Genomic DNA, 14,653 nt, shown 5'->3' with positions numbered 1-14,653 from the left:
GCTTCGTGATGATCTCTTCTGCCTTGTGTCTTTTCACTGCCATTTCAATGTCCTTCTGAGGCTCATAAGCCATACTTCATGAAGGATCACTTTTCAGGGGGCAGACCACTATCTCGAGCACAGCGTAAGTATTCCAACAGCCATGGATAAAAATGGATGCCGGTAGAATTATGAAAAACATTTCTATTGATTATATGGCAATAATGGAGAGAAATGGTATCTTCTTTTCCCGAATAGAAAGGGATCATGATAAGCTGATAAAAAAATAGTTTGGAGATAGCGATAAGAAAGGGAATATGTTATATTCAAGACTTAAATACATGTTTGACTTTTTCTGATATTTTGTTCGCGATTGGAATTCGAACCGTAACTAATTATCTATTCGATAATAAAGAGAATTATTTTGTGTGTATATTTGTGTGTAATCAAAGTAAGTGTTTTATTTAATATTATTTTAATACAAATGGTTAGATAAATTATTCGACAGACACCCCCGTGGAGGTGTTTTTAAGTATTAATGATACCAAATGCCGATGCTAAGAGAAAAGGAGCGCCATGCGAGGATATCGGCCTTTTCAAAGGTGGCACGCCACTGAATTTCTGGTGATTTCTGATATCTGGGCAATCTCGTGCGCGTTCGGTTGGAGCGCAATAATCACCTTGACATCATCCGCATTGCTTCGCGGATGATTGGAGCATGCGGGGCTACGAAGTGTCCTATGATATTGATACTTTTGAACTAAACAAGTGTGATACGAAGATCTTTATTTCTTTGTACGAGCGTTTTTCTATCCCTGTCGTTGGTGTCGAAGAGATGTGAAAATAGCGTCGTTTTATCAGCAAGTTTGAAACTTGGATCATAATAAATGTAACCATATTAGTCTCCTGCTACGCGTCTGATTGTTATATGGATATTTAAGATGTAGATCTACGCTTTACGGGAGACGATGGTTTTCTCGCATTCTTGTTGTAATCTGTGGCATTGACCTAACACGGAAAAAGCATGTTCTACGCCCCACTCATCTGGTAGAAATTCACAGCCCTCAACATGATCGGATTGGTTGACCAAACGTAGCGTAAAATTTCTGCCCTGTTCCAGTTTGCACTTGAGCTTGCGGTCAGTGTATCCACTCTCTTAAAATAATATAGCGTAACCATGGCTGTCATAAGTCTTCGTTGTTTAGCGCCTGCGATCTAGCTCGTGGTATCAAAGTCCGGTTGAATGAGTTCGTCGATGCTGCTTGGGGGGCTGCGATAGCCGCGCGTGTTACCTTGAGATAAAAAAGAGGCCGATAGCGTTGATTTTTCAGGTTTCGATCAACGAAGCGATAGGCGTTCAGGTGATGCTGCCTTCGTCGTAGCCTTCAAAGAGTGCATTCTAGCGATTGAGAGCAATAGACTGGTTGAGATTTCCAACCTTATTGAATTTGATTTCTATGCGACCAACTGCCAGAAATGTTTGCAATCCGTCCCATCGGTTATGGATACACATGCGCTTTTATCCTGGCCCGGATTTGGTGTATGCTTTTCAACGCTCTACCTGAAGCCATTCGCCGAAGTCGGTTACTAAGGGCTTGGCGCTGATCTGCAGTGTGGACAGGCGCTGGATGGGCCAGATGCAGCGTATATCAGCCTCGACGGTATGGAATTGGGTAATCCGGATTCAGCGCTCGGCAGATATTTCGGAGTTGTCTCGGTCAAATACCTTCTCTAGCTTGCACTTTGCATGCGCCCAGCAATGTGCACCCGAATGGGACCGTCGCCCTTTTGAGGAGGTTGGACAGCCGATTGCATCTCTGATGACTATCGAACTACAGAATGTAGTCTAAGCCCTTTAGAAAGGCGCCGGCATTTTCACCCGCGCTACCTGCGTATAGGAGTAAACCACGTCAGGCCGGTCTTCGCGGGTAAGTGCCCACAAAAATTAGATGTTTGTTGTTATGCGTTTTAGATAGTACTATTGGCTCCAACAAATCCATGAACGGCACGATTGCATACATTGAACGCATTCGCATGATGCGTAAACAATAAGATGCTTTTTCAGATCAGCATGCGCACTCAATCAAACAACGGCTCGAGGTACTTGCTGCATAACTGCGTCAATAGCTGAGCCGTGTTTTATTCCAATCGAAATTTTGAAACAAAACTTACTCAAGTGAATGATCTTCCAGACCTTTGGGTGATAACTAATCAATTTAGAGAGTTTGCCATAAGTAAGCGTAGGCTGATCCCATCTTCCTAATTGTCTCATTAGAGTTTCTACATTGATATCATATTGCAGGGTCTAACGGTTGTTGGTGAAAGTTGGGGAGCCTAAAGTGACCGGATGAGATAAAAGCATGAATTGTGGTAGAAACGCTACGGTCGGTAGAGAGCATGGTGCTGTTGCGGCTCGGTGTGATTTGCCCGCAAATCACGTGCATACTTGGCGGGCTCTTGCAAGAAGGGCAACTCGTAGGAGTTGGCCCTCTGTGTCACATTGTAGAACAGCTGTTCTGGCGGTCCAACTGCCATCAATGATTATGAGTTCTGGCCTGCCGTGGTAGGACGCTACCTTGGTTGTAAAGCGCTTCGCGGTAGCTGGATCACGCTTTTGCTGAAAAAACTTCAACTGTATCGCCATTTCTATCGCTTACACGATACAAATCCAGCCACTTGTCTTTGACCTTGATGTGAACTTCATCGAGGTTCCATTTGCGTGTGACCTGACGTTTTTCCGAATAAAACGTTTAAGCAGCCTTGAACTGAAATAGACGACCCAACGATGGACGGTTGAATGATCCAGATTAATGCCGCGTTCCGCCATCATTTCTCTCAGATTGCGGAGGCTCTGATTGTAAGCAAGGTACTATCGAACATAGAGCAGAATGACGGACTGATCGAAGTTGTGACCTTTGAACAACAAAAATACTCCGCTTACTGAAAGCCAGGATACTATCAGTTCATCCATTGACGAAATATTTGCAGTAAAACCGTAAATCATGGCAGCAAATTGTATGTTGTATCATTCCAGCCATAGAAAATGGTCAGTAGCTACGCGTTATTCAACTTTGAACGTTTTGTATAATAAATTGGCTGTCGGAACTGCAAATAATGGAATTAATTTCTCCAGAAGCGGCAGAAATTGCCGCCTCGTGACTTTGCGCGAGATGCGCGAACCTGCCAATTTTACCCACCTTCAACTATTAGTCCAGCGATTGCCTGAAACCAAATCCTGTCCAACTGTAAAGAGACCTGTAATGGCCCATGACTTTATCGATCAAATTCGCCGCCGTCGAAGCCAGTATAATATTGGTCGCAACCTAGAGTTATCTCAGGCCGACGTGACTCGCATAATTCAGGAAGCTGTGCGCCATGCGCCCAGCACCTTTAATTCTCAAAGCTCGCGAATTGTTATTCTTTATGGCTCCGAAAGCGTTCAGTTCTGGGAGCTTGTGAAGGCTGCGTTGCGACCTCTCGTACCTCAAGATGCTTTTGAATCAACTGAGGCGAAACTCAAGAAATTTGCGTCGGGAGCAGGGACGGTTCTTTTTTATGAAGATCAGCAGGTAGTTCGTGATTTGCAGGAAACCTATAAGCTCTATGCGGACAAATTTCCTGAGTTTTCCGAGCAATCATCAGGCATGGCGCAGTTTTCAGTCTGGACTGCTTTAGCGAACGCAGGAGTTGGTGCAAGTCTGCAGCATTATAATCCGGTGATCGACACTGTGGTTGCACAGCAATGGGATATTCCACAAAATTGGAAGCTGCGCGCCCAATTGCCGTTCGGCTCTAATGAGAGTGAACCAGGCGAAAAGAGCTTTATTGATGACGCGTTGCGCTTCAAAATCGCAGGCAATATCTGATCAATTTTGTGCTGCTCTACAGGGCGGTGAACCCGCCCTGATTTGCTGTTTCCGACGTTACATTCCTATTTTGGTGGGCGTTATTGGTTTGCTATAACGTTTCCCAGCACTTTTAGAATTTCAAGGTGATGAACATGACGACAGTGAAGCTCTGGACCGACGGAGATGCGGAGAAATCACCACGCGTTAAAGCCGTATTCGATGATATAAAGGCCGTGCGGGGATCGGACTTCATAAATAATTTCTGGCGAGGACTGGCGAACGATCCTCGCACCCTCGAACGGACGTGGCAAAGTCTGAAAGAGGTGATGGTAGAGCCGTCGGCACTCGATCCGCTTACAAAAGAGCTGATCTATATTGCTGTGTCGGTTGCCAGTGGTTGCAATTATTGCATTCACTCTCACACCGCCGCCGCACGCGCTAAGGGCATGACGGATGCCCAGTATGGCGATCTTCTTGCTGTTATTGGTATGGCATCAGAGACCAATCGGATTGTCACTGCCTTGTCTATTCCTATTGATCCTGAGTTTGATGTGACCAGCTGAGGCAAATAAGCTCAATTGGTTCTTTGGTAGTAGAAATGGTTTAAGACCTGTTTCCCGCAGGGTGTTGTTTGGCGAAAAATTGTTCTCATTTTGACTTCAAGATAGAAAAGGCTGCCTGCAAGCAACGACTGAGACCGGCTATTGATGATCCGGAAAACGTTTCAATTACCGCGATTGTTGCAGCCCGATAGGGTGCCGACTAACGGCCTGAAACGACTGTTTCAGCATGTGAAAGGTTGCTTGAATTGTCGCAGTCATCTGGCTTTTTCAGCTCGGTTAGTCAGGAAAAAATTGTTCTGATCTTGGCCGTCGCATTGTTTGCAGGCTTTGCCGTGAGCCTTGATGGTTTCAGGGCAACCGGAAATCTTATCGCAATTATACGCAGCATTTCAGTGTTGGGCATCCTGGCTATCGGTATGGGGCTGGTTGTTATCGGTCGTGGTATCGATTTATCAATGGTTGCTGTGATGGTGATAGCGACGGCGCTACAACTTGAATTGTTGCATCATGGCTGGAGTTTACTTACCGCGAGTTCTGTTGTCTTTCTGGTTGTTGTGACTATTGGTCTGGTCAACGGATTTCTGGTTGCCTATGCCAGTGTCCCAGCGCTTTTTGCGACGCTCGCCACGAGCGCTTTTGTTTTCGGCTTTGTTCGTTCTCAGATATTGACGCAGGATGTGATTTCCATTCCGCAGGATGCGTTGGCGCTGCTCTCTCTGGGGCAGGCGCGTCTGGTAGGGCTCCCGCTCGACGTGCTGCTTTTTCTTGGAATGCTGATCATAGGCTGGCTGTTTCTTAGATATACAAAACCGGGGCGGTTTCTTTACCTGATGGGCGATAACTATCAGGCGGCGCGGACCATGGGCATCGGTGTGCGTCCGCTGACGCTGCTAAAATATGTTGTCAGTGCGTTGCTGGCATGGGTTGCAGGTGTTGCTACGGCTGTCAGCCTGCAAAGCATGAATACCCGCATCGTGAATTCAACGCTGCTCTATGATGTCATTCTGGTGGTGGTGATTGGCGGCATAGGTCTTTCCGGCGGAAAAGGCGGGATGCGCAATATTCTGGTTGGTGCCTTGCTGATTGGCATTTTGCTCAACGGTATGACCATCCTCGACCTCCCCAATATCTATCAAAACTTGATCAAAGCAACAATTTTGCTGGCTGCAATCATTCTCGATGGGCGCCTCAATCCACGCGATGAACAGACCAGTCAGCAGGGCGATATCTGACATTTGTAACTATGGGCGCGCCTGGCGGTCCATCGAAAAGAGGGTTGGAAAATGAAAATCTGGAAGCGTGGTTTACTTGCCGCTCTGTCCGCGACCATGGTGTTCGCTGTGAGCGCTTTCACAAGCTCGGCGCAGGATGCGGGGAATCCCGGACCTGCTGCTTATGAAAATGCGCTTAAGGGCAAGCGCGTTGTGCTTGTTCCAATGACAATGGGCTTTGATCTCGCTCAGGGCTGGAACCATTTTATCGGTGAAGAAGTCAAGGCTTTCGGTGGCATCTGGGAAACACGTGATCCGAACTGGAGCGTGGATGCAGGAGCGCAGGCGATCACAGATCTGATTTCGTCTGCGAACAAGCCTGATGTGCTGATTGTACAATCCCCGGATATCAACTCCTATAGCCGCCTTTATAAACGGGCACAGGATGCCGGAATTTTTGTTATCCAGCTCGATAATCCATCGAATTTTGCGTCTGACGTTTTCGCCGGTTCGGACTGGAAGAAGCTTGGAGAGCTCGAAACGGAAGCTGTTATCAAGGGCTGTGGGCCAAATTCCAGCAAGAAGATAGGTGTGATACAGGGCGATCAGGTTAATGCATCGAGCCTGGATCAATGGGCTGGTGTGCAGGCTGTTCTTGAGAAGAACCCAGAATTCAAGGTCGTTGGCCAGCCCGATTCCAACTGGGATCCGACCACCGCGCGCAATGCAGCCACAACACTGCTACAGCAAAATCCTGATGTTTGCGGCATTATCGATTTCTGGGATGCCACCGCGCAGGGAACCGCTGCGGCCATTCGTGATGCAGGTCTTAAAGACAAGGTGTTTCTGGTGACCACCGGTGGCGGCGAACAGATCGACTGCAACCTGCTAGAAGATGGTACTTTTGGCGCTATCGTGACCAGTGAGCTGGTTCGTCAATCGCACGACGTTGTAACCGCGATCAAGCTTCTGTTGCAGGGCAATGAAAAGCCGGGCGATAAGGCCCGCTACCTTTACACACTCGAACGCGCGCGTACGAAAGCTGATCTGACGCCCGGCGTCTGCTGGAGCCAGAAAGCAATCGACGCAGCGAAGACTTAAAGCCACAATTTAAGAAAGCATAGCGCTCCAAGAGCGCTGTGCTGTCCCATTTTTGCTTATGCTTCTCCGCTTTAGCAGCGGGGGAAGGGTTAACAGGCCTTGCCTTTCGGAAAGCCGGAAACATCGAATGAAAATGAGAGAAGCGCTAGCGCGGTTTCGATATAACAGAATCCCAGATCATCTTGCTGGGGAAATTCTTGTTAAAAACTGGGCTGATAATCTGGTTCCATTTGTCTTTCTTATCGCCGTCATCGGCATTTTCGGCATGCTTGTTCCGGGCTTTTTTACTGCAGGCAGTCTCCTTGATACATCCCGGCAGCTGGGTGAGTTTCTGATCGTTGTAATCGGGCTTACGGTGGTTATCATCGGTGGCGGAATTGATCTGTCGGTTGGCTCTATTTTTGCTCTCGCAGCTTTTGCCACACTCTCCGTTATTTATATCGGGGAAGGGCCTGTCTGGCTGGCTTTTATTGTTGCGGTGGGTGTGGGAGCATTGTTTGGCGCGTTCAATGGCTTTCTCATCGGCTATCTGCGTCTGCGCGCATTTCTCACAACACTTGTTACGCTCATTATCGGTCGTTCGATCTATGATATTCTGATCATTCACTACGGCAAACAGATACAGGGTTCTGCGGTATATTCTGATGGCTTTGACTGGATGGGTATGGGCACCTTATGGGGCCTGCCTGTGAGTGCTCTGATCGCTGTTCTGTTCACGGCGCTCGCACATCTGATCATCACACGTTCGCGCATTGGCTGGCATATCAGTGCCGTTGGTGGTGCTCGCCGTTCCGCATTCAATATAGGTATTCCGGTGCGGCGAACGGTCTTCCTGACTTATGTTGTATGCGGAGCTGCGTGTGGCATTGCGGGCTATCTTTTTGCCGCACGCTTGTCCGGGGTTGGGCCAGGGACCGGGCTTGGGCTGGAATTGTTGGCATTGACTGCCGCCGTCGTTGGCGGGAACAGTCTTGGCGGCGGGCGTGGTTCGATTGCCAAGGGCTTTATGGGTGCTGTCGCTGTACTGCTTATCAATAACGGATTGATCCGCATGGGCGCGGGAACTGGCACCAATCAGATGATCCTCGGATTGTTGCTGGCGCTCGCAATCGTGTTTGATGTGCGTTGGCTAAAAAACCGACATAAGGTCGTGTCTGAGGTTTATGTGGCACCCGTGCATCACCAAATGCAGACCGCTTTGTCAGCGGTGCCCGGATCGGGCACACCATACGCGCTCAACAATTCACTGGCGAATGCTGAAGCTATCGGTATTGGTGAGGTCGAAGGTCCGGAAGATGTTGTTCTGGACCGTGACGATAATCTTTATGCGGGCACACGGCATGGCGAAATCGTACGCTATTTCGCTCCGGATTATAAACGCTCAGAAATATTTGCGCATATTGGCGGCTTCCCGCTGGGACTTGCGATCGACCGTGACGGATCAATCAAGTCTTGCGTGGGCGCGATGGGTTTATACTCTGTTGCACAGAATGGCACGGTCAGCGAATTATCGACGGAGACAGGCCGTTCCCTTTTTTCTGTCATCGACGATGCGAGATTACGTGATCCAAATGATTGCGACATCGACCGTCATGGTCGGGTCTGGTTTACGGATTCAACAACACGTTATGATGCGCATGACTGGGCTTTGGACTCAATTGAGAGCCGCCCCACCGGACGTTTGTTAGTGTATGATCCAAAAACTGGCAAAACACGGACAGTTCTTAAAAATCTCCGCTATGCCAATGGCGTTTGCATAGCCCATGACGGTCAGTCGTTGCTCTTGGCAGAGTCGTGGGCCTGCTCGGTTCACCGTTACTGGATTGAGGGGCCAAAGGCCGGCACTCTAGAAACAGTTATCCGCGACATGCCGGGTTACCCGGATAATATCAACCGCGCTTCCGATGGCACTTACTGGATGGCGTGGCTGGGGATGCGCACACCAAGTTTCGATCTTGCATTGCGAAATCCCGGTATGCGCAAACGCATGACCCGGCGTCTCCCGCAGGACGAGTGGTTGTTCCCTAATATCAACACGGGCGGCGTCGTGAAATTTGATGATTCAGGGGCCATTGTCGCAACCCTTGGCGATCTGGGCGGTGCAAGTCACCCTATGGTGACGTCAATGCGCGAGCACAAAGGCTTTCTATATATTGGCGGTATTCTGAATAATCGAATTGGTCGTATCAAGATTGATGGAGCTGATCCAGACTGGACAGGCTGGAACTCCTATTGGGGAGAGGCAAAATGAGTTTCATTGATCGCCTTCTTGATCCATTTCGTGGCAAGGCCATTACGATCCCACCTTATGACGGTGCATATAAACCCAATACTGCGCTGGATGATGCCCCGGTTCTTCTATCGCATAAAGCGCCGGATAATCTCGTGCTCTGGTCAGGCACCCCCGTCTTCTCGTCTGGTGCCTCGGTGTTCAGAATTACGGATGCTGTCGCCGAGGAAATCGCAAGTTACGATGCCGATATTGCCGCAATGGCCGTGCTTTCCGATGATGCTCTGATTGTTGCGCTAGATAGTGGCAAGTTGCTCATCCATGGTGGAATCCATGATGGCAAGATTTTTGATCGGCTTGATTCAAACGTGCTTCTTTGTCCAACGGCTGTATCGGTAATCGATGCGACAACCATTGTTTTAACAGTAGGCTCTGCCACCTATGCGCCGTCTGATTGGGTCGTCGCTCTCATGAACAAACAAGCGACCGGGTCTGTGTGGAGGCTTGATATTGTTTCCGGCAGCGCAACTCTTCTGGCAGACGGGCTTGCATGGCCATCAGGTGTTCATGCTAACCGTGATGGCTTGATATTGGTCAGCGAGGCTTTTGCGCACCGCATTATTCAAATCGATGCTGGAGCGGGCGTGACGCCGGTCCTGACCAGAATTCCAGGCTATCCGGGCAGATTGTCGCCTGCGCGCAATGGCGGCTTCTGGCTGTCAGTTTTCGCACCCCGAAATCGCCTGATCGAGTTCGTATTGCAGGAGAAGGCTTTCCGTCACGATATGCTCGCAACGATTGAGCGTGAATACTGGATTGCGCCTGCCTTGTCTTCTGGCTCTGACTTTCTTGCGCCATTGCAGTGCGGGTCAGTGCGCACGATGGGAGTTCACAAACCCTGGGCGCCTTCGCGTTCATACGGCCTGGCGGTACGGCTCGACAGCCAATGTCTGCCGGAGGAAAGTTTCCATAGCCGCTCTGATGGTAACCGTCACGGATTAACGTCGATACTGGATACAGGCTCGTCGGTGCTTGCAACGGTCAAAGGAGCTGATCTGATAGTCGAGCTTGATAACGGTGATGGGCAATGACAGTTCTGCTGGAAACCAAAGCGATCACGAAGTCTTATCACGGGAATATCGCCGTTAATGCGGTTGATTTCGACCTTCACGCAGGTGAGGTGCACGCGCTGTTGGGTGAAAATGGAGCCGGAAAATCAACGCTCAGCAAATTGCTCGCCGGTGTTGTGGAACCGAGTTCTGGTAAGCTTATTCTGAACGGAAACGAAATCAGGTTTTCTGGCCCCGCCGACGCCTTGCAACACGGTATCGCTATGGTGTTTCAGGAAACGAGCCTTGTGCCCTCGATGACTGTTGCTCAAAATCTTTACCTTGGTGATGAGAAAGCATTCAACCGCTTACGCGGTATTACCATTGCGGCACAACAATTTCTGCAATCGCTGAATTTTACTGTGGATCCAACTGCCAATGTTTCGACGCTTGGTGCTGCAAAACGCCAGATGGTGGAGATCGCGCGCGCAGTACGACTAAACGCGAAAATCATCATTTTTGATGAACCAACCGCCACTCTGACACCTGAAGAACGCAAACATTTTTTCGCACTTGTCAGGCGATTGAAAAAACGCGGCGTAACTATTGTCTTTATCAGTCATGCTCTCGAAGAAGCTCTGCTTATCTCAGACCGTATCACTATCATGCGCGACGGTGAGAAGGTGATGACAGAGAATACCGTTTATATGGACCAGGCAAAGATTGTTCAGGCAATGATCGGGCGTGCTTCTGTCGAGGGATCCCAGCCACGCCGAGCTATCCGTCCTGCTGGCCCGCGCATCCTTTCAGTTGAAGATGTGTCTATGGGGGCGATGGTGCGCAATACATCCTTCTCAGTTTTTGAAGGGCAGACGACTGGCATTTTCGGGCTTGTTGGTTCGGGCAGAACCGAGACCGCGAAGATCATTGCCGGGGTTTTTAAACGCAATTTTCTGCGTGGTGGAACCATTGAATATCGTGGACAGCCGGTGCGTTACACAACGCCGCGTGAGGCCGTGCGCGATGGGATCGTGTATGTCACTGAAGACCGTAAGGTTGATGGCTTCTTTGAAACCATGTCTATCGCTGAAAATCTTTATGCGGGACTTCTGGCTGCTGGTCTGGAACGGTTGCCAGTTATCAGCTATAAGGAAATGAAGGCGCTCGCCGATACATGGCGAAATAAGCTCGCTATCAAAAGCATTGATTCAAAAGCACAGGTTATCGAGCTTTCAGGCGGTAATCAGCAGAAGGTTGTTATCAGCAAGGCGCTTGTGCAGAATCCGAAACTTATTATTTTTGATGAGCCGACGCGTGGCGTTGATGTGGGCGCGATTGCCGAAATTCACAGCTTGATTGAAGCTCTTGCAGATCAGGGACTGGCTGTTATCGTTATCTCCTCGTATCTTCCGGAAATTCTGGCTCTTTCTGACCGGATTCTGGTCTGTCGCCAAGGGCGCATAGTTGAGGAATTCTCGCCGCTTAAAGTCACTGAGAAAGACATCATGTATGCTGCTGTTCACTGATAATACTTTTTGAACAGATAAGCGACTGTTGTTTGGAAAAGCTATTCCAACTGCATCATGCCGTAGGTAAAGCTATCTGATTAAGCTGCATCCTGCAAAAGTGTAGCAAAAGCCTCGGCTGGTGTCTTAAATCCAAGACACTTGCGCGGAGTTGCATTGAGATTATGGGCGAGGGCGATCAACTGTTCCTGGCTGATTTGTGTCAGGTCCGTGTTGCTGGGCAAATATCGTCGAATGCGCTTGTTGATGTTCTCAATCGCGCCTTTCTGCCAGGGTGAGTTTGGGTCACAAAACCAGCTTTTAGCTCCCATTCCATCCTCCAAAGCCCGATACGCCATAAACTCGGAACCACGATCAAAGGTGATTGATCGGCGGGCGATTTGGGGCAGGGGCTGGAGTACTCTAATCACACCTTCCATCAACGGCTTTGATTGACGATCATTATTGCGCAACAAAACCGTGAAGCGGCTCACCCGCTCGACCAGAGACGTTACATTGGCGTTGCCAAACCTCTTGCGAAACTGGATAGTGTCGCCTTCCCAATGACCGAACTGCTTGCGCCTAGAAACCATGTCTGGACGATAAAGGATGCTCAGTTCCGGTGGAAAGCGGCGTCCATGATGACGTCGGGCATGACGTGGACGTCGTTTGGCACGACGTTCGGGCAGATGTTTCCAAAGCCCTTCTTGCCGACCATCAGCGGAATACACAAACTGATAGATCGTTTCATGACTGACAGAAACGGGATGCCGCTCCAACCGCATTCTCCCGGCAATCTGTTGCGGCGACCATCCATCGCTGATGTGATCGATCACGGACTGCCGTAGCTCATCATACCGGATGAGCTTGCGTTGCTTCGAACGCCGCTCGCGGCATTTCTGGTCAGCAATCGTGCAGTAATAACCGTTTAAATCCTTGATCTCATCATCGTGAAACTGATTGCGCTTAAGTTCACGAAAAATGGTCGAGCGGTGCCTTCCAAGTCTCTCAGCAATAACGTCAACGGAAAGCTTTGCAATACGCCAGCGCGCTATTTTGCGGCGTTCATCCAGATCAATATGCGAATAGGTGCGGTCCATGACAGGTTCCTTGCATTGGATAACTCATTGTTATCATTTGCAAGTCGCACTTCAAACTAGAACCCACCCCGGCTACATAGGATAATCGCATAAGATAGATTATGGAACTTATTCGCTGTTGTGGTGGTGCGCAATTTTTGGTTAAGACGACGCAGATAATTCACATCGTATCTAACCGAAGCAATTCCTCAAGCACAATCTATGCTCCCGAATCGTATGATGGAACGCAGCAAGGTGTGCTTGATAACTCCAAAACTCCCGAAATACTCGGATTTTCTATGTATGAGCTGCTCAAGTGCAAGGGCAATTTCGCGTGAAGCGTACTCACCCCAAGAAATTGGCTTTGACGACAACCATTTAATTAGCTTAACTATATCAGGGCCTTACTATCTTTCCTTGCAAGCTTGAATCTTATCCATAAGATATGACTCATTTCGAAAATTACCAAGGAGGGGTACTTAGTGTTTCGTAAAACTTTACTGACAGGTGTGTGTCTTGTGGCGCTAATGGGAGCGGCGTCAGCAGAGGTCGTTCTCAACCGGGGCAATGATACCGATCCCGCGACGCTTGACCATCATCGTACATCGACGGTGTCGGAGGGAAACGTTCTTCGTGATCTCTACGATGGCCTGACAATTCAGAACGCTGATGGTGAAGCAGTACCCGGTGTTGCGAAGTCATGGGATATTTCTGAAGATGGTCTGACTTACACGTTTCATCTGCGCGATAATGCGAAATGGTCGAATGGCGATCCGGTAACTGCTGGTGATTTCAGCTTCGCTTTTCACCGTCTGATGGACCCAAAGACAGCTGCTGGCTATGCAAGCATGTTGTTTGTCATCAAGAACGCGGAAGACGTTGCTGGTGGTAAAAAGCCGGTCGATGAGTTGGGTGTTGAAGCTGTAGATGATCACACGCTGAAGGTAACGCTCAACTCCCCTGCTCCATATTTCCTAGAGCTGTTGACGCACCAGACTGGTTTTCCGTTACATAAGAAAAGCGTCGAGGAAAATGGCGATAAGTTTACGACGCCCGGCAAGCTTGTAACGAACGGCGCTTACGAACTCGTCAGCTTCACGCCGAATGACAAGATCGTCATGAAGAAGAATCCAAATTATTATGAAGCGGATCAGGTGAAGATCGACACCATCAACTGGATTCCTTTTGAAGATCGTGCGAGCTGTATGCGCCGTTTTGAGGCCAAAGAAGTTCAGGTCTGCTCGGACGTTCCAGCCGAACAGATGGATTATGTAAAGAAGAACCTTACCAACGAATTCCGTATGGCACCTTATCTTGGCGTTTATTATTTGCCAGTCAAAGGCAAGACTGCTGACAGCAAGCTAAAAGACCCGCGCGTTCGCCAAGCAATTTCGATGGCCATTGATCGGGACTTCATTGCCGATCAGGTTTGGCAGGGCACGATGCTTCCGGGGTATTCACTGGTTCCTCCTGGCATCAACCATTACGTGAAAGATGCACCTAAGCTCGACTATTCCGACGACATGCTGGATCGGGAAGACAAAGCCAAGGAGCTTTTGAAAGAAGCGGGTGTTGAACCGAATACGCTTTCGATTGAGTTGCTTTACAACACATCTGAAAACAATAAGAACACGATGGCAGCTATCGCTGACCAACTCGGCAACATCGGTGTCAAAGCGTCATTGAACGAAACCGAAGGCGCGACGTATTTTAACTTCCTGCGCGAAGATGGTCCGTTTGATATTGCACGTGCGGGTTGGATCGGCGACTACAACGATCCACAGAACTTCCTTTATATTGCGCAGAGCGATGTCAGCTTTAATTATTCCAAGGTAAAGAACCCGGAATATGATGCGAAGATGGCTGAAGCTGCAAAGATCCTTGATCTTGATGCGCGTGCAAAGGTTCTTGCCGAAGCGGAGCAGCTCAAGCTTGATGATATGAGCAATATTCCAATTCTCTATTATTCCTCCCGCGCCCTTGTTTCCGACAAGGTCGATGGCTGGAACGACAATCTTATGGACAGCCACAAAACCCGCTGGCTATCTCTCAAACAATAATTTTCGGCTTGGGCTGCGCCTCTGGGCG

At 49.0% G+C, this 14,653-nt stretch carries 9 protein-coding genes and 1 pseudogene; 8 read left to right on the top strand and 2 right to left on the bottom strand.

Annotated features, from left to right (window positions below):
• Positions 1 to 2,458: 2,458 nt before the first annotated feature.
• A pseudogene (locus tag WH356_RS23725) lies at positions 2,459 to 2,902 on the bottom strand (IS6 family transposase); the annotation flags it as partial.
• Positions 2,903 to 3,239: 337 nt separating this feature from the next.
• On the opposite strand from WH356_RS23725, the gene WH356_RS23720 reads away from it, so the two are divergent.
• The 7 genes from WH356_RS23720 (at position 3,240) to WH356_RS23690 (ending at position 11,507) form a co-directional block, all read left to right on the top strand.
• Positions 3,240 to 3,845 (top strand): nitroreductase family protein, encoded by a 606-nt coding sequence (locus tag WH356_RS23720; RefSeq protein WP_339515320.1) that lies wholly within the window; start codon positions 3,240 to 3,242, stop codon positions 3,843 to 3,845.
• 134 nt (positions 3,846 to 3,979) lie between these two features.
• On the top strand, positions 3,980 to 4,390 hold the full coding sequence (locus WH356_RS23715) for a carboxymuconolactone decarboxylase family protein (protein ID WP_339515318.1): 411 nt from the start codon (positions 3,980 to 3,982) through the stop codon (positions 4,388 to 4,390).
• A gap of 245 nt (positions 4,391 to 4,635) precedes the next feature.
• Entirely contained in the window at positions 4,636 to 5,622 is a 987-nt protein-coding gene (locus WH356_RS23710) for an ABC transporter permease (RefSeq protein ID WP_339515316.1), read from the top strand.
• Positions 5,623 to 5,673: 51 nt separating this feature from the next.
• Entirely contained in the window at positions 5,674 to 6,702 is a 1,029-nt protein-coding gene (locus WH356_RS23705) for a sugar ABC transporter substrate-binding protein (RefSeq protein WP_339515314.1), read from the top strand.
• 127 nt (positions 6,703 to 6,829) lie between these two features.
• Positions 6,830 to 8,953 (top strand): ABC transporter permease, encoded by a 2,124-nt coding sequence (locus WH356_RS23700; RefSeq protein ID WP_339515312.1) that lies wholly within the window; start codon positions 6,830 to 6,832, stop codon positions 8,951 to 8,953.
• Complete coding sequence (locus tag WH356_RS23695; RefSeq protein WP_339515310.1) at positions 8,950 to 10,023, top strand: hypothetical protein; 1,074 nt, start codon at positions 8,950 to 8,952, stop codon at positions 10,021 to 10,023. The genes WH356_RS23700 and WH356_RS23695 overlap by 4 nt, the downstream gene beginning before the upstream one ends.
• Positions 10,020 to 11,507 (top strand): sugar ABC transporter ATP-binding protein, encoded by a 1,488-nt coding sequence (locus tag WH356_RS23690; protein ID WP_339515308.1) that lies wholly within the window; start codon positions 10,020 to 10,022, stop codon positions 11,505 to 11,507. Before WH356_RS23695 ends, WH356_RS23690 begins: the two co-directional genes overlap by 4 nt.
• Positions 11,508 to 11,587: 80 nt before the next feature.
• On the opposite strand, the gene WH356_RS23685 is transcribed toward WH356_RS23690, so the two are convergent.
• Positions 11,588 to 12,586: an IS30 family transposase gene (locus WH356_RS23685; protein WP_339515306.1), complete on the bottom strand. Its 999-nt coding sequence runs from the start codon at positions 12,584 to 12,586 to the stop codon at positions 11,588 to 11,590.
• 461 nt (positions 12,587 to 13,047) lie between these two features.
• Between WH356_RS23685 and WH356_RS23680 the strand changes: the two genes are divergently transcribed.
• Entirely contained in the window at positions 13,048 to 14,625 is a 1,578-nt protein-coding gene (locus tag WH356_RS23680; RefSeq protein ID WP_339515304.1) for a peptide ABC transporter substrate-binding protein, read from the top strand.
• Positions 14,626 to 14,653 lie beyond the last annotated feature (28 nt).

The organism is Ochrobactrum sp. MYb379, assembly GCF_037479515.1.
Classification (GTDB): Bacteria; Pseudomonadota; Alphaproteobacteria; order Rhizobiales; family Rhizobiaceae; genus Brucella.
The sequence above is the reverse complement of the archived record's forward strand: the minus strand, read 5'-3'. Positions and strand labels throughout refer to the sequence as shown.